The 18,272-nt window shown below is 67.7% G+C and carries 16 protein-coding genes; 11 read left to right on the forward strand and 5 right to left on the reverse strand.

The annotated features are described in order from the left end of the window. Position 1 precedes the first annotated feature (1 nt). The 7 genes from AC5P5S_RS05140 to tkt all read left to right on the forward strand — a co-directional run bounded on the left by AC5P5S_RS05140 (position 2) and on the right by tkt (position 9,521). Positions 2-931: a DUF58 domain-containing protein gene (locus AC5P5S_RS05140; RefSeq protein WP_005414346.1), complete on the forward strand. Its 930-nt coding sequence runs from the start codon at positions 2-4 to the stop codon at positions 929-931. Continuing rightward, positions 928-1,377, forward strand: a complete 450-nt coding sequence (locus tag AC5P5S_RS05145) for a DUF4381 family protein (RefSeq protein ID WP_076739771.1) — start codon at positions 928-930, stop codon at positions 1,375-1,377. Before AC5P5S_RS05140 ends, AC5P5S_RS05145 begins: the two co-directional genes overlap by 4 nt. Then, positions 1,374-2,378, forward strand: a complete 1,005-nt coding sequence (locus AC5P5S_RS05150; RefSeq protein ID WP_024958482.1) for a vWA domain-containing protein — start codon at positions 1,374-1,376, stop codon at positions 2,376-2,378. The genes AC5P5S_RS05145 and AC5P5S_RS05150 overlap by 4 nt, the downstream gene beginning before the upstream one ends. Then, positions 2,375-4,219 carry a VWA domain-containing protein gene (locus AC5P5S_RS05155; RefSeq protein WP_062605741.1) on the forward strand — a complete coding sequence of 615 codons (1,845 nt, stop codon included), beginning with the start codon at positions 2,375-2,377 and terminating at the stop codon, positions 4,217-4,219. The genes AC5P5S_RS05150 and AC5P5S_RS05155 overlap by 4 nt, the downstream gene beginning before the upstream one ends. Continuing rightward, entirely contained in the window at positions 4,216-5,931 is a 1,716-nt protein-coding gene (locus AC5P5S_RS05160; protein WP_099472649.1) for a BatD family protein, read from the forward strand. Before AC5P5S_RS05155 ends, AC5P5S_RS05160 begins: the two co-directional genes overlap by 4 nt. 57 nt (positions 5,932-5,988) lie before the next feature. Continuing rightward, complete coding sequence (locus tag AC5P5S_RS05165) at positions 5,989-7,308, forward strand: dicarboxylate/amino acid:cation symporter (protein ID WP_005410848.1); 1,320 nt, start codon at positions 5,989-5,991, stop codon at positions 7,306-7,308. A gap of 215 nt (positions 7,309-7,523) precedes the next feature. Then, complete coding sequence (gene tkt / locus AC5P5S_RS05170) at positions 7,524-9,521, forward strand: transketolase (RefSeq protein ID WP_005410847.1); 1,998 nt, start codon at positions 7,524-7,526, stop codon at positions 9,519-9,521. 125 nt (positions 9,522-9,646) lie between these two features. Here tkt and AC5P5S_RS05175 read toward each other — a convergent pair whose 3' ends face one another. Together AC5P5S_RS05175 and AC5P5S_RS05180 are read right to left on the reverse strand one after the other, a co-directional pair. Then, on the reverse strand, positions 9,647-11,599 hold the full coding sequence (locus tag AC5P5S_RS05175; protein WP_099562531.1) for an acetyl-CoA hydrolase/transferase C-terminal domain-containing protein: 1,953 nt from the start codon (positions 11,597-11,599) through the stop codon (positions 9,647-9,649). A gap of 34 nt (positions 11,600-11,633) precedes the next feature. Beyond that, entirely contained in the window at positions 11,634-12,191 is a 558-nt protein-coding gene (locus AC5P5S_RS05180; protein WP_005414339.1) for a flavin reductase family protein, read from the reverse strand. Positions 12,192-12,309: 118 nt separating this feature from the next. Here AC5P5S_RS05180 and AC5P5S_RS05185 point away from each other — a divergent pair, with 118 nt between their 5' ends. From AC5P5S_RS05185 to AC5P5S_RS05195, 3 genes are read left to right on the forward strand one after another with little or no spacing between them, the layout of a single operon-like run. Next, positions 12,310-12,675, forward strand: a complete 366-nt coding sequence (locus AC5P5S_RS05185) for a BlaI/MecI/CopY family transcriptional regulator (protein ID WP_012481135.1) — start codon at positions 12,310-12,312, stop codon at positions 12,673-12,675. After that, the gene (locus AC5P5S_RS05190) at positions 12,668-13,867 is read left to right on the forward strand and encodes a M56 family metallopeptidase (protein WP_231336627.1); all 1,200 of its coding nucleotides are present in this window, start codon (positions 12,668-12,670) and stop codon (positions 13,865-13,867) included. The genes AC5P5S_RS05185 and AC5P5S_RS05190 overlap by 8 nt, the downstream gene beginning before the upstream one ends. Continuing rightward, positions 13,864-14,427: a hypothetical protein gene (locus AC5P5S_RS05195; RefSeq protein WP_088431135.1), complete on the forward strand. Its 564-nt coding sequence runs from the start codon at positions 13,864-13,866 to the stop codon at positions 14,425-14,427. Before AC5P5S_RS05190 ends, AC5P5S_RS05195 begins: the two co-directional genes overlap by 4 nt. 55 nt (positions 14,428-14,482) lie before the next feature. On the opposite strand, the gene AC5P5S_RS05200 is transcribed toward AC5P5S_RS05195, so the two are convergent. From AC5P5S_RS05200 to AC5P5S_RS05210, 3 genes are all read right to left on the reverse strand, one after another. Next, positions 14,483-15,283 carry an MBL fold metallo-hydrolase gene (locus AC5P5S_RS05200; protein ID WP_165710954.1) on the reverse strand — a complete coding sequence of 267 codons (801 nt, stop codon included), beginning with the start codon at positions 15,281-15,283 and terminating at the stop codon, positions 14,483-14,485. Positions 15,284-15,294: 11 nt separating this feature from the next. Next, positions 15,295-16,113 carry a S1/P1 nuclease gene (locus AC5P5S_RS05205; RefSeq protein WP_165710952.1) on the reverse strand — a complete coding sequence of 273 codons (819 nt, stop codon included), beginning with the start codon at positions 16,111-16,113 and terminating at the stop codon, positions 15,295-15,297. A gap of 231 nt (positions 16,114-16,344) precedes the next feature. After that, positions 16,345-16,974, reverse strand: coding sequence for an OmpW/AlkL family protein (locus tag AC5P5S_RS05210; RefSeq protein ID WP_005410839.1), 630 nt, complete (start codon positions 16,972-16,974; stop codon positions 16,345-16,347). 191 nt (positions 16,975-17,165) lie between these two features. On the opposite strand from AC5P5S_RS05210, the gene gap reads away from it, so the two are divergent. Further along, on the forward strand, positions 17,166-18,170 hold the full coding sequence (gap, locus tag AC5P5S_RS05215) for a type I glyceraldehyde-3-phosphate dehydrogenase (RefSeq protein ID WP_005414333.1): 1,005 nt from the start codon (positions 17,166-17,168) through the stop codon (positions 18,168-18,170). Positions 18,171-18,272: the final 102 nt, after the last annotated feature.

An 18,272-nucleotide genomic window follows, 5' to 3' on the forward strand; every position in this document is an offset into this window, starting at 1 on the left:
CATGACCGATCCATCCCTGGAAGCCGCATCCACCGTCAGTGATGGCGACGGACTGCGCCCGCACCTGTCCGAACTGGTAGCCCTGCGCCGGCTGGCACAGCGGCCGCCGCCGCCACGCCGTGGCCGTGCCGGCAACGCCGGGCAGGCGCCGTCGCCGCTGCGTGGGCGTGGCATGGAGTACGCCGAGTCACGCGAGTACGTGGCCGGTGATGATGCACGGCATATCGACTGGCGCGTGACCGCGCGGACCGGCCGTGCCCATACCAAGCTTTTCCAGGCCGAACGCGAGCGGGTCAGCCTGATCGTGGCCGATACGTCGCCGGCGCTGTATTTCGGCACCCGCGTGCGATTCAAGTCGGTGCAGGCGGCACGCGCGGGCGCCGTCGCCGCGTGGTCGGCGCAGCGTCGCGGTGACCGCGTGGGTGCCCTGCGCGGCAGTGACCGCGAAGCGCCGATTGCACCTGCGGGTGGGCCGCGTGGTGTACTGCGTGTGCTCGACGCACTCACCCGCTGGTACACACAGCCGCCCGCCGACGATCTCGGCCTGGAACGCGCGCTGGACCATGCCGCCCGCGTGCTGCGCCCCGGGGCGCGCATGCTGGTGCTGGCCGATCCGCAGCAGGCCGCGCGGATTCCCGTCGTGCGCTGGAGCGCGCTGGCCCAGCACCATGACCTCAGCCTGGTGCTGCTGGTCGATCCCCTCGAACTGCAACCGCCCTCGGCGGCCCTGCAGTTCCAGACCGCGCAGCAGCGCATTGGCCTCGACCTGCGTCGCAGCGAGGTGCAGGCGCACTGGCAGGCGCACTTCGTCGAACCACTGCAGGCGCTGCGCCGCCAGCTCGGCGCACGCCGCGTTGACGTGCAGGTGTTGTCCACCGATGCGCCCAGCGACGCCTGGTTGGCACCACCGGTAACCGAGGTGCCGGCATGAGCGCCAACCTTCCGCTGCGCGATGTGCAGTTGCCGCCGGCACCGTCGTGGTGGCCGCCGGCCCCCGGCTATCTGATGGTCGGTGGCGCGGTGTTGCTGGTGATCCTGGCGCTGGCCCTGCTGTGGTGGCAGCGCCGCCGTCGTCGCCAACGCTGGTTGCAGGCGTTCGACCAGGAGCTGGCCACCACCGCCGATGCCACCGCGGAACTGGCGGCGATCGCCGGCCTGCTGCGTCGCGCCGCGCGACAGGCACAGCCCGGCAGTGAATCCCTGCGTGACGATGCCTGGTGGCAGCGCGTGGATCCGAAGGGCACGTTGCCGGATGCGCGCCGCAACCTCCTGGCCGAAGGTGCCTATCGTCCCCGCGTGGACGCCAGCGAAGTGGCGGCCGTGCGTAGCTGGGCGCGCGAGCGCTACCTGGCGATGCTGCTGGAGCGCCGCCGATGAACCTGCTGGCAAGTTACTGGCCATGGCCCGACCTGCAGCTGGCGTGGCCGCTGGCCCTGCTGGCGCTGCCGTTGCCGTTGCTGATGCGCTGGTGGAAGCGTCGTGCCGATCCCGGCGCTGCGCTGCGCGTGCCCTATGCGGCGACGGAACTGGAAGCGCTGGCCGGTGGCGGCCGCGTCGATGGGTCGTGGCTGCGTACGCTGCTGTTGTGGCTGGGCTGGTGCGCGCTGTGTGTCGCACTGGCTCGCCCGCAACAGCTGGGCGAAGCGATCACGCCACCGCAGCAGGGCCGGCAGATGATGCTGGCGATGGACGTGTCCGGCAGCATGGGCGAGGGCGACATGGTGCTGGGGGGGCAGGCGGTGGATCGCCTCACCGCAGCCAAGGCCGTGCTGGCCGATTTCCTGGATCGTCGTGCCGGCGATCGCATCGGCCTGCTGATCTTCGGGGACCGCGCTTATACGCTCACGCCACTCACTGCGGACCTGGCCAGTGTGCGCGACCAGCTGCGCGACAGCGTGGTCGGCCTGGCCGGGCGCGAGACGGCCATCGGTGATGCCATCGGCTTGGCGGTGAAGCGCCTGCGCAGCCAGCCGGAAGGGCAACGTGTACTGATCCTGCTGACCGACGGCGTCAGCAATGCCGGCGTGCTGGAACCGCTGCGTGCGGCCGAAGTCGCGCAAGCTGAAGGGGTGCGCATCCACACCGTCGCGTTCGGTGGCGATGGCAGCATGCGCTTCCTCGGTATTCCGATTTCCGCTGACCAGGACCCGGTCGACGAGGCCACGTTGAAGAAGATTGCCAGCCTGACCGGTGGCCAGTTCTTCCGCGCACGCGATACCGCGCAGCTGGCCGGCATCTACGCCGAACTGGATCGTCTGGAGCCGATCGCTGCGAAGGGGCCGAGCCTGCGCCCGCGCGAGGAGCGCTATGCGTGGCCATTGGGCCTGGCCTTGCTGCTGGGGGCATTGGCATGGGTGTGGCCGGAGCGCCGTCGATGATCGCGTTGGCATCCCATCTTCCCGACTGGAATGCACTGCACTTCCTGCGCCCGGAATGGCTGTGGGCCTTGCTGGCCTTGCCGGTGATTCTCGCCGTGGCGCTGTACCGGCAGCGGCGCAGCGATGCGTGGCGGCAGGCGGTGGATGCGCACCTGTTGCCGCATCTGCTGGCCGCCGGTGCTCGCCGTCGCGTGCGGCTGCCATTGGCAGTGCTGCTGGGTTGGACGCTGGCAGCACTGGCGATGGCGGGGCCGAGCTGGCGGCAGCAGGCACAGCCGATGTTCCAGCCCAGCGCGCCGCTGCTGATCGTGCTGGATCTGTCCAGCCGCATCACTGCCACCGACCTGCCACCGTCGCGCCTGCTGCAGGCAAGGGCCAAGGTCGGCGAGCTCCTGCGCGCACGCAAGGGTGGGCAGGTGGGGCTGGTGGTGTACGCCGAAGATGCCTACACCGTGGCGCCGCTGACCGATGACGGCAGCAACGTCGCGCTGTATCTGGATGCCTTGTCGCCGGATGTGATGCCGCGTGATGGCCAGCGTGCCGACCGTGGCATCGACTGGGCCACGCGGCTGATGCGGCAGATCGCTGCAGCGCAGGGACAGATCCTGCTGGTCACCGATCAAGCCGATGGTGAAGCTGCATTGGCGGCCTCGCAGGCACGTGGGCTCGGCCTGCAGGTGTCGGTGCTGGGGCTCGGTACACCGGCGGGTGCGGCGTATCGTGACGACAGCGGACAGATCCGCCAGGCTGCGCTGGACGAAGGTCGCCTGCGTGCGGTGGCCACGGCAGGTGGCGGTCGCTATGCGCGCATCACCGCCGATGGCAGTGACCTGCGCGCACTGGGTGTGCTTGATGCACGCGAAGGTACTGCGGCGCAGCGGCCCGGCGAGGGCAGGCAATGGCGCGATGAAGGATTCTGGCTGCTGCCACCGGTGATGCTGCTGGCGCTGCTCGCCTTCCGCCGCCGCGCGCTGCTGGCCGCAGTGCTGGCGGTGGGCCTGCTGCCATGGATGGGGGATGTGCGGGCGCAGGCAGCTCCAGCGCCCGCTTCGCCGCCATCGCAGGGCACGCTGTGGAAGCGGGCCGACCAGTTGCAGCACCAGCGCCTGGCCGACGGCGTGCAGGCCTATCGTGCGGGCGACTTCGCCACTGCGCGCAAGCAGTTCGAGGGCATCGACAGTGATGCGGGCTGGTACAACCTGGCCAACACGCTGGCGCGCCAGGGCAGCTACGACGAAGCCATCGCCGCCTACGACCGCGCGCTGGCGCTGCATCCCGGCATGGCCGATGCGGTCGCCAACCGTGCCGTGGTTGATGCCGCACGCAAGCGCAAGCAGTCGGGGGGGCAGGGCCAGGACCAGCAGAAACCGCAGCAGAACGGGCAGCAGAAGCAGCAGAACAATTCACAGGGCCAGCGGAACCCGCAGGGCCAGCAACCGCAGCAGGGCCAGAAGGATCCAGGACAGGGTCAGCCACCATCTCAGCAGGGCCAGCAGGGGCAGCCCCAGGCGGGTGACGACGACGCGCAGTCGGCGCCTCAGCCCGGCGAGCGTGGCCGCGATGGACAGCAGGCGCCACCACAGGTGGAGGATGCCAAGGCGCAGGCCCAGGCTGATGAGCAGCAGCGCCAGCGCATGCAGCAGGCGATGCAGCAGGCACGTGAGGGCAAGGGCGAACAGGATGGCAAACCCGTGCCAGGCAGTGACGGCACTACTCCGCGCCAACGCGAAGAGCAACAGGCGGTGGAGGCGTGGATGCGACGCGTGCCGGATGATCCGGGCGCATTGCTGCGGGCCAAGTTCCAGCTGGAAAATGAACGCAGGAAGAGGGAAGGGCGATGACGCGGGTGATCAACATGCACGGGCACTGGCCCCGACAGGTACTGGCGGCGCTGCTGCTGTGGCTGCCGCTGCTGGCCTGGGCGCAGCCGCGCGCGTGGCTGGACCGCGACCGCATCGCGATGGGCGACACGGTCACGCTCAATGTCGAGAGCGACCAGGGCGCCCCTGACTTCACACCGTTGCGCACCGACTTCGACCTCAGCGGGCAGACCAGCAGCCGCCAGGTGGAGTGGAGCAACGGCAGCATGCAGCAGCGCAACCTGTATGGCGTGGCGCTGACGCCACGGCGTAGTGGTGCACTGGTGGTGCCGGGCCTGCAGGTGGGCAGCGTCCGTACCGCGCCGCTGACCCTGCAGGTGGATGCCGCTGCCGTGGCCGGCCCCGACAGCAATGCGGTGGCATTCATCGAAACCGTTGTCGATGACGAAACGCCGTATGTGCAGCAGAGCGTAGGCGTGGTGGTGAGGCTGTTCTTCGCCTCTCAGCTGGCCTCTGGCGAACTGGTGCTGGATACCCCGGCGGGTGCGTCGCTGCAGCGGGTAGGCGATGACCGCACCGATGTGCGGCAGGTCAACGGCCGCCGCTACAACGTGGTCGAGCGCCGCTTCCTGCTGATCCCCGAGCGCAGCGGTGCACTTCGGCTGGCCGGTGCGCGCTTCAGTGGGCGCAGTGCCGGTGGCTTCTTCGACGACTTCTTCGGCGGCGGCGACGGCCGCATGAATGCCACCGGCGCCGACCGCACGTTGCAGGTGCAGGCGCAACCGGCACAGGCGCCGCAGCCATGGCTTCCGCTGCAGAGCCTTCAGCTGCGCTACACCGGTGCGCCGACCAGCGCCCGTACCGGTGAGGCCGCCACTGTGGTGGTCGAGGCGATTGCCGAAGGGGCAACCCGTGCACAGTTCACCGACCTGCCGGTGCCGGATCTGGGCACCCATGCGCAGGTATTCGCCGAACCTGCGCAGTACGAAGAATCGTTCAATGGCAGCACCCCGCGGCTGAAGATCACCCGCCGCTACTCGATCGTGCCGCGCCAGCCAGGCTCGCTGGTGGTGCCGGGGCCGCGCCTGCCGTGGTGGGATGTGCGCGCAGGCAAGGCGCAGGAAGCGAAGCTGCCGGACCTGACACTGGCTGTCGCAGCCGGCAGTGGCGGTGGCAGTGCTTCACCTGCGTCGCTACCGCCGATCGACACCGATGCTGCGCTGCCGGGTGGCGATGGCCAGGATAGCCGCATCGCCGCGACCGATCCGCGCGCCAGCGGCCTGGCCGAACGCCCGTGGCCGTGGATGGGCGCGGCCATCGGACTGGCGCTGCTGTGGCTGCTGACCCTGTTGTGGGGCTGGCAGCGAGGCCGCCGACCGCGTGCGGCGACGCCTGCAGCCGGCAAGCCCTCTGTGCCGACTGTGGCGCGCGGACGTGCCGGCCTGACCGAACTGCGCCGCACGCTGGATGGCGAAGGCTTCGATCAGGTGGAAGCGCAGCTGTGCGCGATGGCCGGGGTTGAGCGCATCGAGCAGGTCATCGCGCGGTTGGATGACCCTGGCCAGCGCCAGGTGCTGCAGGACCTGCAGCAGGCACGCTGGGGCGGGCAGGGCGACCTGGCATCGCTGCGCGCGCGTCTGCGCGAGGTCTTCCGTGACGGACCGCACTGGTCGGCGGCTACCGGCGCCGCTGACACTGGCCTGGCGCCGCTGTATCCAACGCGGCGAACCTGAACCGGCGCCGCTTGCGCGCTTTGTTAGAGTGCATTCATTTTTCGAGGAAACCCGCGCATGACAGCAGCTGCTGCCGACAAGAAGAAGTTGCCCCTGCATTGGAAGATGGGCATCGGCTTTGCGATCGGCCTGATCCTGGGACTGATCGTGCACGCCCTGGGCGGCAGCGTCGATGGTCTGCAGGCCGGTGCCAAGTGGGTAATGGACTACATCACCACCCCGGCGTCGGGCCTGTTCCTCAACCTGATCTTCATGCTGATCGTGCCGCTGATCTTCTCGGCGCTGATCATGGGCGTGTCGGAGATGGGCGACATCCGCGCCCTTGGCCGCATCGGCTGGAAGACCCTGGCGTATACCGTGCTGCTGTCCGGCATTGCCGTGGGCATCGGCCTGGTGCTGGTCAACCTGCTCAAGCCGGGTGCCGGCGTCGATCCGCAGGTCGCCGCGATGATGCTCTCGGAGAACGCCGAGCGCAGCAAGGAAATCGTTGCTGGCATCCATGGCACGCCGAAGGGCATGGACATGCTGCTGTCGATCGTGCCGAGCAACGTGCTGCAGGCCGCGTCCGACAACGGCGCAATCCTGTCGCTGATGTTCTTCGCGCTGATGTTCGGCATCGGCATGGTGCTGACCGACAACGAGAAGGTGGCCCCGCTGCGCCGCGCCATTGAAGGCGTGTTCGAAATCTCGATGACCCTGATCAACCTGGTCATCCGCCTGGCCCCGTATGCGGTGGCCTGCTTCATGTTCAACCTGGCCGCGCTGTTCGGCTTCGAGCTGATCATCCGCCTCGGTGCCTACGTGGGCGTGGTGGTGCTGGCACTCGGCCTGCACATGATCGTGACCTACGGTACCGCCGTGTGGCTGTCCGGCCGTTCGCCGCTGTCGTTCTTCCGCGATACCCAGGAAGCGACGGTGATGGCGTTCTCCACCGCCTCCAGCAACGCCACCCTGCCGACCGCGCTGCGCGTGGCCGACCAGATGGGCCTGCCGCAGCGCGTGTCGCGCTTCGTGCTGACCGTGGGCGCCACCGCCAACCAGAACGGCACCGCGCTGTTCGAGGGCGTGACGGTGATCTTCCTGGCCCAGTTCTTCGGCGTGGACCTGAGCATCGGCCAGCAGATCATGGTGATGGCGGTCTGCATCCTCGGTGGCATCGGCACCGCCGGCGTGCCGTCGGGCTCGCTGCCGGTGGTGGCGATGATCTGCGCGATGGTGGGCGTGAACCCGCTGGGCATTGGCCTGATCCTGGGCGTGAACCACTTCCTGGACATGTGCCGTACCGCGCTGAACGTGACCGGCGACCTGGCCCTGACCACCCTGGTGGCCAAGGGCGAATCGCACGACGGCCCGGCGCTGGGCCCGCAGCAGGACTGAGTCCAACGCCACTGCTGGCGACCTGATCGGGGTCGGATTCCTTTCCGCAAGGAAAGGGCTCCGACCCCGCTTCACATGCGGAATCCGGGGGAGATGACGACGTTGCCGGCCAGCGGCCGGCACGACCGGGCAAGGTGAACCGACCCCCCGCCCGGCGACTATGGGACAATAGGCCGCCCGCACGTCCGCGGCCGCCTCCCGATTCCGACAGAACCATGACGCAGCCTACCCGTCGCCAGTTGGCCAACGCCATCCGCTTCCTTGCCGCCGATGCGGTTGAAACCGCAAAGTCCGGCCACCCCGGCATGCCCATGGGCATGGCCGACATCGCCGAAGTCCTCTGGAACGACTACCTCCGCCATAACCCGAGCAACCCGCACTGGTTCAACCGCGACCGTTTCGTGCTGTCCAACGGCCACGGTTCGATGCTGCAGTACGCGCTGCTGCACCTGAGCGGTTACGACCTGCCGATCGAGCAGCTGAAGCTGTTCCGCCAGCTGGGCAGCCACACCGCCGGCCACCCGGAGCGCCACGAGACCCCGGGCGTGGAAACCACCACCGGCCCGCTGGGCCAGGGTTTCGCCAATGCCGTGGGCTTCGCCCTGGCCGAGAAGCTGCTGGCACAGCGCTTCAACCGCCCGGAGCTGGAAGTGGTCGACCACCGCACCTGGGTGTTCATGGGCGATGGCTGCCTGATGGAAGGCGTGTCGCATGAAGCCGCTTCGCTGGCCGGTACCTGGGGCCTGCACAAGCTGGTCTGCTTCTGGGACAACAACCACATCTCCATCGACGGCAACGTCGAGGGCTGGTTCACCGACAACACCCCGGAGCGTTTCGAGGCCTATGGCTGGAACGTGGTGCGCGATGTCGATGGTCATGACCCGGAGAGCATCAAGGCCGGCATCGAGGCCGCGCTGTCGCAGAGCGACAAGCCGACCCTGATCTGCTGCCGCACCACCATTGGCTTTGGTTCGCCGAACAAGGCGGGCAAGGAATCCAGCCACGGCGCACCGCTGGGCAAGGACGAACTGGAAGCCACCCGCAAGCAGCTGGGCTGGGAATACGGTCCGTTCGAGATCCCGCAGGCGATCTACGACGGCTGGCGCGCCAACGGCGCCGGCACGCTGCGCCAGGCCGAATGGGAACAGCTGTTCGACAAGTACGCCAGCCAGTACCCGGCTGAAGCGGCCGAACTGACCCGCCGCTCGCATGGCGAACTGCCGGCCGACTTCGTTGCCAAGGCCGATGCCTACATCGCCCAGGTGGCCGCCGAAGGCCCGACGATTGCCTCGCGCAAGGCGTCGCAGCTGGCCATCGAAGCCTATGCACCGCTGCTGCCGGAAATCGTCGGCGGCTCGGCTGACCTGGCGCACTCCAACCTGACCCTGTGGAAGGGCAGCAAATCGGTTGCCAGCGACGACGCCAACGCCAACTACGTGTACTACGGCGTGCGCGAGTTCGGCATGACCGCCATTGCCAACGGCCTGGCCCTGCACGGTGGCTTCATTCCGTTCGACGCCACCTTCCTGGTGTTCAGCGACTACGCCCGCAACGGCGTGCGCATGAGCGCGCTGATCCCGGCCCACGCCATCCACGTCTACACCCACGACTCGATCGGCCTGGGCGAAGACGGTCCGACCCACCAGCCGGTGGAGCACCTGGCCTCGCTGCGCTACATCCCGAACAACGACGTGTGGCGTCCGTGCGATGCGGTCGAGTCGGCGGTGAGCTGGAAGGCTGCGATCACCCGCCAGGATGGCCCGAGCTGCCTGGTGTTCAGCCGCCAGAACCTGCCGCACCAGCCGCGCAACGCCGAGCAGATCGCCCAGATCGAGCGCGGTGGCTACGTGCTGGCCGATGCTGCTGGTACCCCGGACGTGATCCTGATCGCCACCGGTTCGGAAGTCTCGCTGGCCACCGAAGCCAAGGCCCAGCTGGACGCGGCCGGCCTCAAGACCCGCGTGGTCTCGATGCCGTCCACCGACGTGTTCCTGCGCCAGGATGCGGCCTACCGTGAATCGGTGCTGCCGAACGCCGTGCGCAAGCGCGTGGCGGTGGAAGCCGGCGTCACCGGTTTCTGGCGCCAGTTCGTCGGCCTGGACGGTGCCGTGATCGGTATCGACACCTTCGGTGCCTCGGCCCCGGCCGACCAGCTGTACAAGCACTTCGGCATCACCACTGCCCACGTGGTGGAAGCGGCCAAGTCGCTGTAAACAGCTTCGCGGCGTAATGAGGAAAGGCCGGCGCACGCCGGCCTTTTCTTTGCCGCAGGAAAAAGGGGACGGAGGGGATTAAGTCGTTTGTGCACATGCGACTTAATCCCCTCCGTCCCCTTTTCTCAGGCGGTGCGCGCCAGTGCCAGCCGCAGGAGGCGCGCGTCCAGCCGTTCGGCGAAATCCTTCGGGGCCTGCAGGCCCATGCGCTGCAGGTACACCGCATCGCCGTCGCCGGCCGGTTGCCGCAGAGCCGCCCAGACCGTGCGCAGCTTGTCGCCGCGGGTCTGCGTGTTGGCCTTCAGCCAACCCAGCGCCTTCACCAGCACCTGCTCGACCTCGTTGAAGTCGCTGCCCAGCGGATAGTCCGGCAGGCTGCCGTCGGCGCGGAACGGTGCCAGTGCCGCGGCCAGTGCCTGCGGCGTATTGCGCTGCAGGCGCTGCGGGTCGGGCTGGGACGCCGCCAACAGCTTGCGCGAGGCCTGTGCCTGCTGCAGCAGGCCACCCTGGAACGGGGCCTCGGTGATCGCGGTCATCGCATGCACGCAGTCCTCGTCGGTCAGGCCGCGCAGATCGGCGATGCCGTATTCGTTGAGGTAGATGTCGCGCAGGTGGCGCGGGATGGTGGTGTGCCCGTAGTTCCAGCGCACGTTGGATTCGCGCTGGCCCTTGTCATCGCGCGCCGCGCGGAACATCAAGACGCTGCGCGCTTCCGGCAGGGCATGTGCCATCGCCACGAAGTTGTACTGGCCACCCACGCCGGACACCACACGTCCGTCGTCCAGCGCATCCGACACGGCCGCGCCCAGTGCAGTGGCCATCATGCAGGAGTTGAAGAAGCGCGCATGGCGGCGTTGCAGGCGCTCCAGCGTCTCGTTGCCGCCATACAGCTGGTTGATTTCGCTGATGCGGCGCATGCCGATCGCACGGCATTCGTCTTCCGGCAGCGTGCGCAGCCACTCGTAGAACTCCGGCGAGCCCAGGTAGAACGCGCCGTGCAGGTACTCGCCCTCGGCGGCCAGGGTGGCGTGGTCGATGGACAGCGTGCTGCCGTTCTCGATGCGCTGCATCAGCGCCAGGTCGTCGTGCACCTTGCGCTTGATCACCCCGGTCTGCACCAGCCGGCGGAAGCCTTCGTTGAGCATCTCGCTGCAGCCGTACAGGCCCACCTCGAACGGATCCAGTCCGCCGATCTCCTGCACCAGCGGGTGGCTGGCCAGGTGTGGATCCAGCGCATGCAGCACGCGGCGGTAGCGCGCGTTGTCGGTGTGGCGCAGCACCAGCGCATGGCTGAGCGCGTCGGCCAGCGTGCCGATGCCGATCTGCAGGGTGCCGCCGTCGCGCACCAGCGTGCTGGCGTACAGGCCGATGGCGTAGTCGGCATCGCCCACCGGCTGCCGCGGCAGCCCGAACAGCGCCGGATAGGGCGGCGGCGGGGTGATCACCAGATCGAAGAACGACACATCGACCGTGGCGGAGCCGCCCATGTAAGGCAGCTGCGGATCGATCTCGGCGATCAGCAACGGGCGCGGCAGCCCGCGCGCGGTCATCGCATCCAGCGTGTCCTGGGTGATGTCGTTGTTGCACGACAGCGAAAGCCGGCGATCGTTCGGCCGCATCGCCACCTTCTGCACGATCACCTGCGGCGCGCGCTGCGCGACCGCATCGGCGGCGTGGGTGTAGTTCAGGCTGGTATAGCTGGATTGCGCCTGGCGCGAACCGAGCAGGGCGCCGGACTGCATGTAGAACTCTTCCACCTGCACATGTGCCGGCAGCGCATCGCGCGCGATCGCATCGGCATAGGCCAGGCGCGGGAAATCGTCGCCGAAATGGCGCTGCGCGAACGGCGCCATGAAGCGCGCTTCCAGGCCGTTGCCGCGCGCCTTCGGCGGGTTCAGCGACAGCGCGGTATACAGCTGCAGCGGTCGCGACGGATCGTGCTCGACGCGTGCATAAAGGGCATTGAGCAGCCGATGCGGCTTGCCCAGTGCCAGCGGTGCCCCGATCCGCAGCGGCCCGTCCACGCGCGCAAACAACCAGTCGACGGCGGCGTCCAGGTCGGTGAGGTGTTCGGTCATGCGCGGCGGTCCTGCGTGTGGGGGAGTGCTGGCATTACAGCATGTCGGGCTTGAACCGCCGTCGACGCGAGACTTCGGCGCCGGACACCATGAACTGGCCATCGCCGCGGTAATGCACCGTGCGCGGCAGTTTCGGCCGGGGCGCGACGTGGGCGCGCACGATTTCCCAGATGAACAGGTTGCTCGATTGCACCTGGCTGTCGTCGTAGAGTCGGCATTCGAAGCACGAATGACATTGGCCGACCAGCGGCGCGCCGACCTCGCGCGCGGGCAGCGGATCGAGCTCGAAACGGGCGAATTTGTCGACCTCGCGGCCGCTGCAGTTGCCGATGTCCACCACGGTGTCGAGCAGCTCCACGCCGGGCACATTGATCACGCACTCGCCGCTGCCACGGGCCAGCGCGTGGCTGTGGTTCGCGTCCCACAGGTAGGTGGCGACCAGCGAGGGCGAGAAGCCCATCACCATGTGCCAGCCCATCGTCATCAGGTTGCGCTGGCCACGCCAGGCGGTACTGACCAGCACGATCGGGCCAGGTTCGAGGAAGCGGCGGGCCTGCTCGACCGGGAAATCCTTCTTGGGCAGCGCTTTCATCCGAATCCCGGGGCGGGTGGAATCGATGCTGGCGCAGCCAGGATGAACCTGGAGTCGAGGGGCTTGACAGGCGATTCGATTACGCGCGTAATCGGTTCATCGATTACGGACGTAAACAATGACTCCGATCAGCGAAGCCGAAGCCGTTGTGATGGAGGTGCTGTGGCAGCAGGCACCGCGTAGCGCCGATGAAGTGGTCGCCGCACTGGCCCACCGCGACTGGGCCGAACCGACCATCAAGACCCTGCTCAATCGTCTGCTGACCAAGGGCGCGATCGCCGCCGAGCGTGATGGCCGGCGCTACCTGTACCGGCCGCTGCTGCAGCGCCAGGCGTGGGTGGAGGCGCAGAGCCAGGACTTCATCGGCCGTGTCTTTGAAGGGCGCGTTGCGCCGTTGGTCGCGCACTTCAGCGAACGCGGCCAGTTGAGTGCGCAGGACATCGCCGAACTGAAGAAACTGATCCAGGAGCTGGACCATGACTGAGCTGCTCAACGGAGTGTGGCAGGCCAGCCTGTGGTTGGCGGTGGGCGCGGTCCTGCTGGCGGTGATGCGGCCGCTGCTGGTGCGATTGGGGGGCGCTGGTCTGGCATACCGCAGCTGGTGGCTGCTGCCGATGCTGCTGCTGGCACTGATGCTGCCGTTGCCGCAGGTTGCGTTGTTGCAGCAGGTACCCACGCTGCCGCTGAAAGTGCTGCCCGGTGCCATTGATGGCGCGGCCGGCCAGTCCTTGCCATGGGCCGGGTTGTTGCTGGCATTCTGGGCCGTGGGCACGGGCCTCTGCCTGCTGCGCGACCTGCGCGCGCAGCGTCGATTCGAACGGCGCATGGGTCCACTGACGCCGCGCACCGATGGCAGCTGGCAGGCCAGCGCCGACCCGGGCCTGCCAGCGCTGGTTGGCCTGTGGCGGCCGCGCATCGTGGTCGGCCCTGACTTCGACCAGCACTTCAGTGCACAGGAACAGCACCTGATCCTGCGGCACGAGCGCAGCCACCGTCGCAATGGCGACCACTGGGCCAACGGCGCGCTGCTGCTGGTGCGCGCGCTGTTCTGGTTCCACCCGCTGCTGCCATGGGCCGCACGCCGCTTCCTGCGCGACCAGGAACTGGCCTGCGATGCCCGCACCATCGGCCCGCAGCCTGCGCTGCGCGGCCTCTACGCCAGCACGCTGCTGAAGGCGCAGCTGGTCCACCCGGTTGCGCCCGCGGTCTGCCATTGGCGCAGCCAACCCGTGTTGAAGGAGCGCATCGCCATGTTGAAGCAGTCCAAGCGGAAGGCATTGCCGTGGGTGTCGGGACAGGTACTGGTGGTCGGGTTGTGCCTGGGAATGGGAGCGGTGGCGTGGGCCAGCCAGGGCGGAGGCGCGGGAGGCCCGGCAGGGTCCGTCATGGATCGGGAGATCCAGGTCGACAAGATGCCGCCGCCGTCCTATCCGAAATCTGCGGTCGAGCAGCGCCAGGTGGGCGTGGTGAACCTGCGCGTGGAAGTGGATGCCCAAGGCCATCCCACCGACGTCCAGGTGCTCAGCGCCACCAATCCGGGGGTGTTCGATGCTGTCTCGATTGCTGCGGCGCGCAGCTGGACCTATCGGCCCGCAGTGAAGAACGGCAAGCCGGTGCCCGGTGCCGTGCGCGTCCCGATTACCTACGCCATGGATGACACCGAGGACACGAAGTGAAGCGAGCGCCGCTGCTGATGATGGCGGTGCTGCTGGCGGCATGTGCAACCCAGGATCGCCTGACCACGGCCGATACCCGCAGCGAGAATGTCGGTCACCAGCGCCTGCGACCCGATGCGGGGGGAGGGACCGGCCAGATCCAGCCCTACGCACTGGCCGCCAGCGAAGGCTACCGCATGCCACAACTGCATACGGCACCGGACCCGGTAGTGGGCGAGCGTGATCCACGCACCTCGCTGCCGCCGACTACGGTCTGCCTGCAGGTGGTGGTGGATGCGCAGGGCAGCGTTGAGCGCAGCATCCCGCTGACCGACCGCAGCGAATGCAGCGCGGGTGAGGCACCGGAGAATGCGCCCTTGCTGCAGGCAGCGCAGGAGGCGGTTGCCATGTGGAAGTACTCCTCCGCCGCAGTCTGTCACTTCGCGGCAGGCAAAGTGCCGGCTGATCGCGGCGACTGCCGCAGTGCCGAGCGGGTCGAACCGGTGGCCGTCACCCTGCAGTACGCCTTCACCTTCGAGGTCGTGAAGGGCCGGCAGACGGTCCGCACGCAGGGAAAATGATCGCGCGTGATGCCGGGTGGCGCCGGACCATGCCCGGCCAATACAGCGGCGTCGATCAGGCCCCGCCCTGGATGTTGGCCTTCACTGCGGGCTGCATCAGTTTCGGTTCTTCCAGCGTGGCATCGCGGGCCTGTCGCACGCTGACGAACTCCGCCTCGGCTACGCCGTCATGCACGTGGATGTTGTGCGCGCGCTGTTCGCCGATGGTGGTTTCGTTGGCAAAGCCGCGTCCACCCGGGCCGTAGTCGTGGCAGACGAACACGCGCGTTGCATCGGGCAAGGCCAGCAGGCGCTGGATCGAGCGGTACAGCTGCGCGGCATCACCACCGGGGAAATCACAGCGGGCAGTGCCGCCGTCGGGCATGAACAGCGAGTCGCCGGTGAACAGCGCATCGTCGATCAGGTAGGCGATGCTGTCGCTGGTATGGCCAGGCACGGCGATCACCTGGCAGCGCAGTTCGCCCAGAGCGAAGGTTTCGCCGTCGCTGAACAGGTGATCGAAGATCTCATCTGCGGCAGGAAGCTGCAGGCCATAGCGTGGTGCAAACGTTGCCTGTACCGCGCGGATGCCTTCGCCGATGGCCAGCGTGGCCTGCGGGAAACGATGCTTCAGGCGGCGCCCGGCCGACACATGGTCAGCGTGGGCATGGGTTTCCAGCAGCCAGCGCAGCTGCAGGCCTTGTTGCTCGATGGCCTGCAACGCGGCATGCAGCGGCGCTTCACTGCTGGCGTCGGTATCCGGGTCGTAGTCCAGGACCGGGTCGATCAGCGCTGCCTCGCCACTGGCCGGGTCGCTGACCAGGTAGCTGAAGGTATTGCTGTCACGGTGGAAGAACGACTGCACCTGGACTGACATTGGAACCCTCCTCAGCGCGCGCCGAGCACGCGGTTCAGCAACTGCGCCAGGTTTTCACCGGCCAGCCGCAGCTGCGCTTCGGCCAGCGGCCGGTAGCGCTCGGTGTATTCGTCACCGATTTTACGCGTGGCCGGATAAACGCCAGCTTGCATGGAAATGCGGCAGCTGGCCTCGGCCCACGTCTGCGGGTCGCGCTGTGGGTTGGACTGGCGCGCCAGCTTCGGCGCGCGCTGGCTCTGCAGCAGCGGCAGGTAGTCCGCGTCGTCCAGCTTGCGGGTGTTGAGCATGCCGCTGTCCCACAGCGAGTGCAGGTTGGTACCGCGGTTGCCGAACTGCAGCTGGAAATCGTTGCCGCCCTTGTCGTGCGCGTAACCGGCGTGCATCGGCTGATGGATGTCGCCGACCAGGTGCACGACGAACTTCAGCGCCTGCAGGCGCTCGCCATCGGTCAGGCTGCGGTCGCCGAGGATGGTGCTCTGCGCCTTCAGGGCTTCGACGATGCAGTTGCCGTTCCTGCAGTGCTTCGGTGCTTCGTAATGGCAGTTGTCTTCGGCGATGTTGACGTAGTGCCAGCCGGCCGAGCGACGACCCAGGCCCGGGTCCTTGGCGCGCAACTGGTCGGCCCAGGGCGCGATGCTGGCCAGCGTGGCGTCCGGTTCGGTGGCCAGCAGGCGATCCACTTCGGCACGGGCGGTGGGATTGAGGCGGGCGTCGGCGACTTCGGCGACAAGGCGGTGGCCTTGCGCGCCCCAGGCATGGGCCGGGGCGGAAGCGGACAGCAGGGCCGGCGCCAGGGCGGCGGCGAGGAACAGGGAATGCAGGGCTTTCATGTGCACATTCTAGCGGGGTAGGTGGATTGAAGAGCGGCGCGTTCCTGTTCCGAAGCGGGAGCGCAGCGGGAGGCGCGGCGTGTCCCGGCTCTGCTCCCCGCCTCGCCCCAGCTCCGGAACCGCTTCAGTCCCAGGCACAAAAAAGCCCCGGTAATCACCGGGGCAACATGCTGCGAGGGTTTTGCGTATGGCGGGGGAGCGGGGGCGAAGCCCCCGCGCCCAACACACCGCTTAGAACTTGAAGACGTACGAAGCGCCGTAGACCAGCGGATCGATGTTGACCGTGCCGATCTTCTCGCCGTTCAACTTCACCTTGCTGTCGATGTCGATCCAGCGCATGTCCACACGCAGGGCGCCCTTCTCGCCGATCGCGAAGTCGATGCCCGCATGCGCGGCCAGACCCCACGAATCCTGCAGCTTCAGCTTGCTGCCGGCCAGCGCACCGGTGGTGTCTTCGCTGAAGAAGGTCGTGTAGTTCACGCCCGCGCCGACGAACGGCGAGACCTTGCCCTTGCTGTTGAAGTGGTACTGCAGGGTCACCACCGGCGGCAACTGCTTGGTGCTGCCGACGCGGCCGAGGCCATTGATGTTGATGTCGTGCTTGAACGGCAGCGCGGCCAGCACTTCGATGCCCAGGTTGTCGGCAATGAAGTACTCGCCGGTGATGGTCGGCTTGACGTCGTTGTCGACGTCGACCTTCAGCGTGTGGCCGGCCAGCCAGCCGTTGTTCGACTTCGGCGCCACCTGGTGGACGCCGGCCGAGACGGTCCAGTCGCCCTTGGACTGGGCCATGGCCGGGGCGGCGGCGAGGGACAGGGCGGCGGCCAGGCCGGCCAGGATCAGGGGGGAGGTCTTGCGCATGGGGGTGATCTCGTTGCTGGGTGGATGGCGACAGTCTCGGCCTCACGCCGTGCTAACGCTTTGATCCGGATCAAATCCTGTCCGCCGGCCCTCTGGCCCGGGCGCTGGCCCACGGTGGCCAGCCCCGGTTTGCTAGACTTGTGGGCCCTATCCATCCCGCCGCACCCGTAGCGGCCGCAGGAGCTTGAGAAATGGCAATCAAGGTTGGTATCAACGGTTTCGGTCGCATCGGGCGTAACGTCCTGCGCTCGGCGGTGCTGAACTTCGGCGACGACATCGAAATCGTGGCCATCAACGATCTGCTGGAGCCGGACTACCTGGCGTACATGCTCAAGTACGACTCCGTGCACGGCCGCTTCAAGGCCGACGTGGCAGTGCAGGGCAACGACCTGCTGGTCAACGGCAAGAAGATCCGCCTGACCCAGGAACGCGACCCGGCCAACCTGAAGTGGGATGAAGTCGGTGCCGACGTGGTGCTGGAAGCCACCGGCCTGTTCCTGACCAAGGAAACCGCGCAGAAGCACATCGATGCCGGCGCCAAGAAGGTCATCATGTCGGCGCCGTCGAAGGACGACACGCCGATGTTCGTCTACGGCGTGAACGACAAGACCTACGCCGGCCAGGCGATCATTTCCAACGCCTCGTGCACCACCAACTGCCTGGCCCCGCTGGCCAAGGTCATCAATGACAAGTGGGGCATCAAGCGCGGCCTGATGACCACCGTGCATGCGGCAACCGCCACCCAGAAGACCGTCGATGGCCCGTCCAACAAGGACTGGCGCGGTGGCCGTGGCATCCTGGAGAACATCATCCCGTCGTCCACCGGTGCGGCCAAGGCCGTCGGCGTGGTCATCCCGGAACTGAACAAGAAGCTGACCGGCATGAGCTTCCGCGTCCCGACCTCGGACGTGTCGGTGGTCGACCTGACCGTCGAACTGGAAAAGGAAGCCACCTACGCCGAGATCTGCGCGGAAGTGAAGGCACAGAGCGAAGGCCCGCTGAAGGGCATCCTGGGCTACACCGAAGACAAGGTGGTGGCCACCGATTTCCGCGGCGAAACCTGCACTTCGGTGTTCGACGCCGACGCTGGCATCGCCCTGGACGGCACCTTCGTCAAGCTGGTCACCTGGTACGACAACGAGTGGGGCTACTCGAACAAGTGCCTGGAAATGGCCAAGGTCATCGCCGCCAAGTAAGGCCGGCGAAGATCGCACACGGACCCCGGCCTGGCCGGGGTTCGTCGTTTATGGGGCCGGCCCTGTCGTAGCATGGGCCGGTCGACCGCTGCCGCTGGGGCG

Source organism: Stenotrophomonas sp. YJH_SMC_54 (assembly GCF_059368435.1).

Excerpts from the sequence above, each read along its gene's own strand:
- AC5P5S_RS05165 (WP_005410848.1), top strand. The coding sequence starts at position 5,989 with ATGACAGCAGCTGCTGCCGACAAGAAGAAGTTGCCCCTGCATTGGAAG.
- AC5P5S_RS05180 (WP_005414339.1), bottom strand. The coding sequence starts at position 12,191 with ATGAAAGCGCTGCCCAAGAAGGATTTCCCGGTCGAGCAGGCCCGCCGC.
- gap (WP_005414333.1), top strand. The coding sequence starts at position 17,166 with ATGGCAATCAAGGTTGGTATCAACGGTTTCGGTCGCATCGGGCGTAAC.
- AC5P5S_RS05185 (WP_012481135.1), top strand. The coding sequence starts at position 12,310 with ATGACTCCGATCAGCGAAGCCGAAGCCGTTGTGATGGAGGTGCTGTGG.
- AC5P5S_RS05205 (WP_165710952.1), bottom strand. The coding sequence starts at position 16,113 with ATGAAAGCCCTGCATTCCCTGTTCCTCGCCGCCGCCCTGGCGCCGGCC.
- AC5P5S_RS05190 (WP_231336627.1), top strand. The coding sequence starts at position 12,668 with ATGACTGAGCTGCTCAACGGAGTGTGGCAGGCCAGCCTGTGGTTGGCG.
- AC5P5S_RS05200 (WP_165710954.1), bottom strand. The coding sequence starts at position 15,283 with ATGTCAGTCCAGGTGCAGTCGTTCTTCCACCGTGACAGCAATACCTTC.
- AC5P5S_RS05150 (WP_024958482.1), top strand. The coding sequence starts at position 1,374 with ATGAACCTGCTGGCAAGTTACTGGCCATGGCCCGACCTGCAGCTGGCG.
- AC5P5S_RS05140 (WP_005414346.1), top strand. The coding sequence starts at position 2 with ATGACCGATCCATCCCTGGAAGCCGCATCCACCGTCAGTGATGGCGAC.
- AC5P5S_RS05160 (WP_099472649.1), top strand. The coding sequence starts at position 4,216 with ATGACGCGGGTGATCAACATGCACGGGCACTGGCCCCGACAGGTACTG.
- tkt (WP_005410847.1), top strand. The coding sequence starts at position 7,524 with ATGACGCAGCCTACCCGTCGCCAGTTGGCCAACGCCATCCGCTTCCTT.
- AC5P5S_RS05210 (WP_005410839.1), bottom strand. The coding sequence starts at position 16,974 with ATGCGCAAGACCTCCCCCCTGATCCTGGCCGGCCTGGCCGCCGCCCTG.
- AC5P5S_RS05155 (WP_062605741.1), top strand. The coding sequence starts at position 2,375 with ATGATCGCGTTGGCATCCCATCTTCCCGACTGGAATGCACTGCACTTC.
- AC5P5S_RS05175 (WP_099562531.1), bottom strand. The coding sequence starts at position 11,599 with ATGACCGAACACCTCACCGACCTGGACGCCGCCGTCGACTGGTTGTTT.
- AC5P5S_RS05145 (WP_076739771.1), top strand. The coding sequence starts at position 928 with ATGAGCGCCAACCTTCCGCTGCGCGATGTGCAGTTGCCGCCGGCACCG.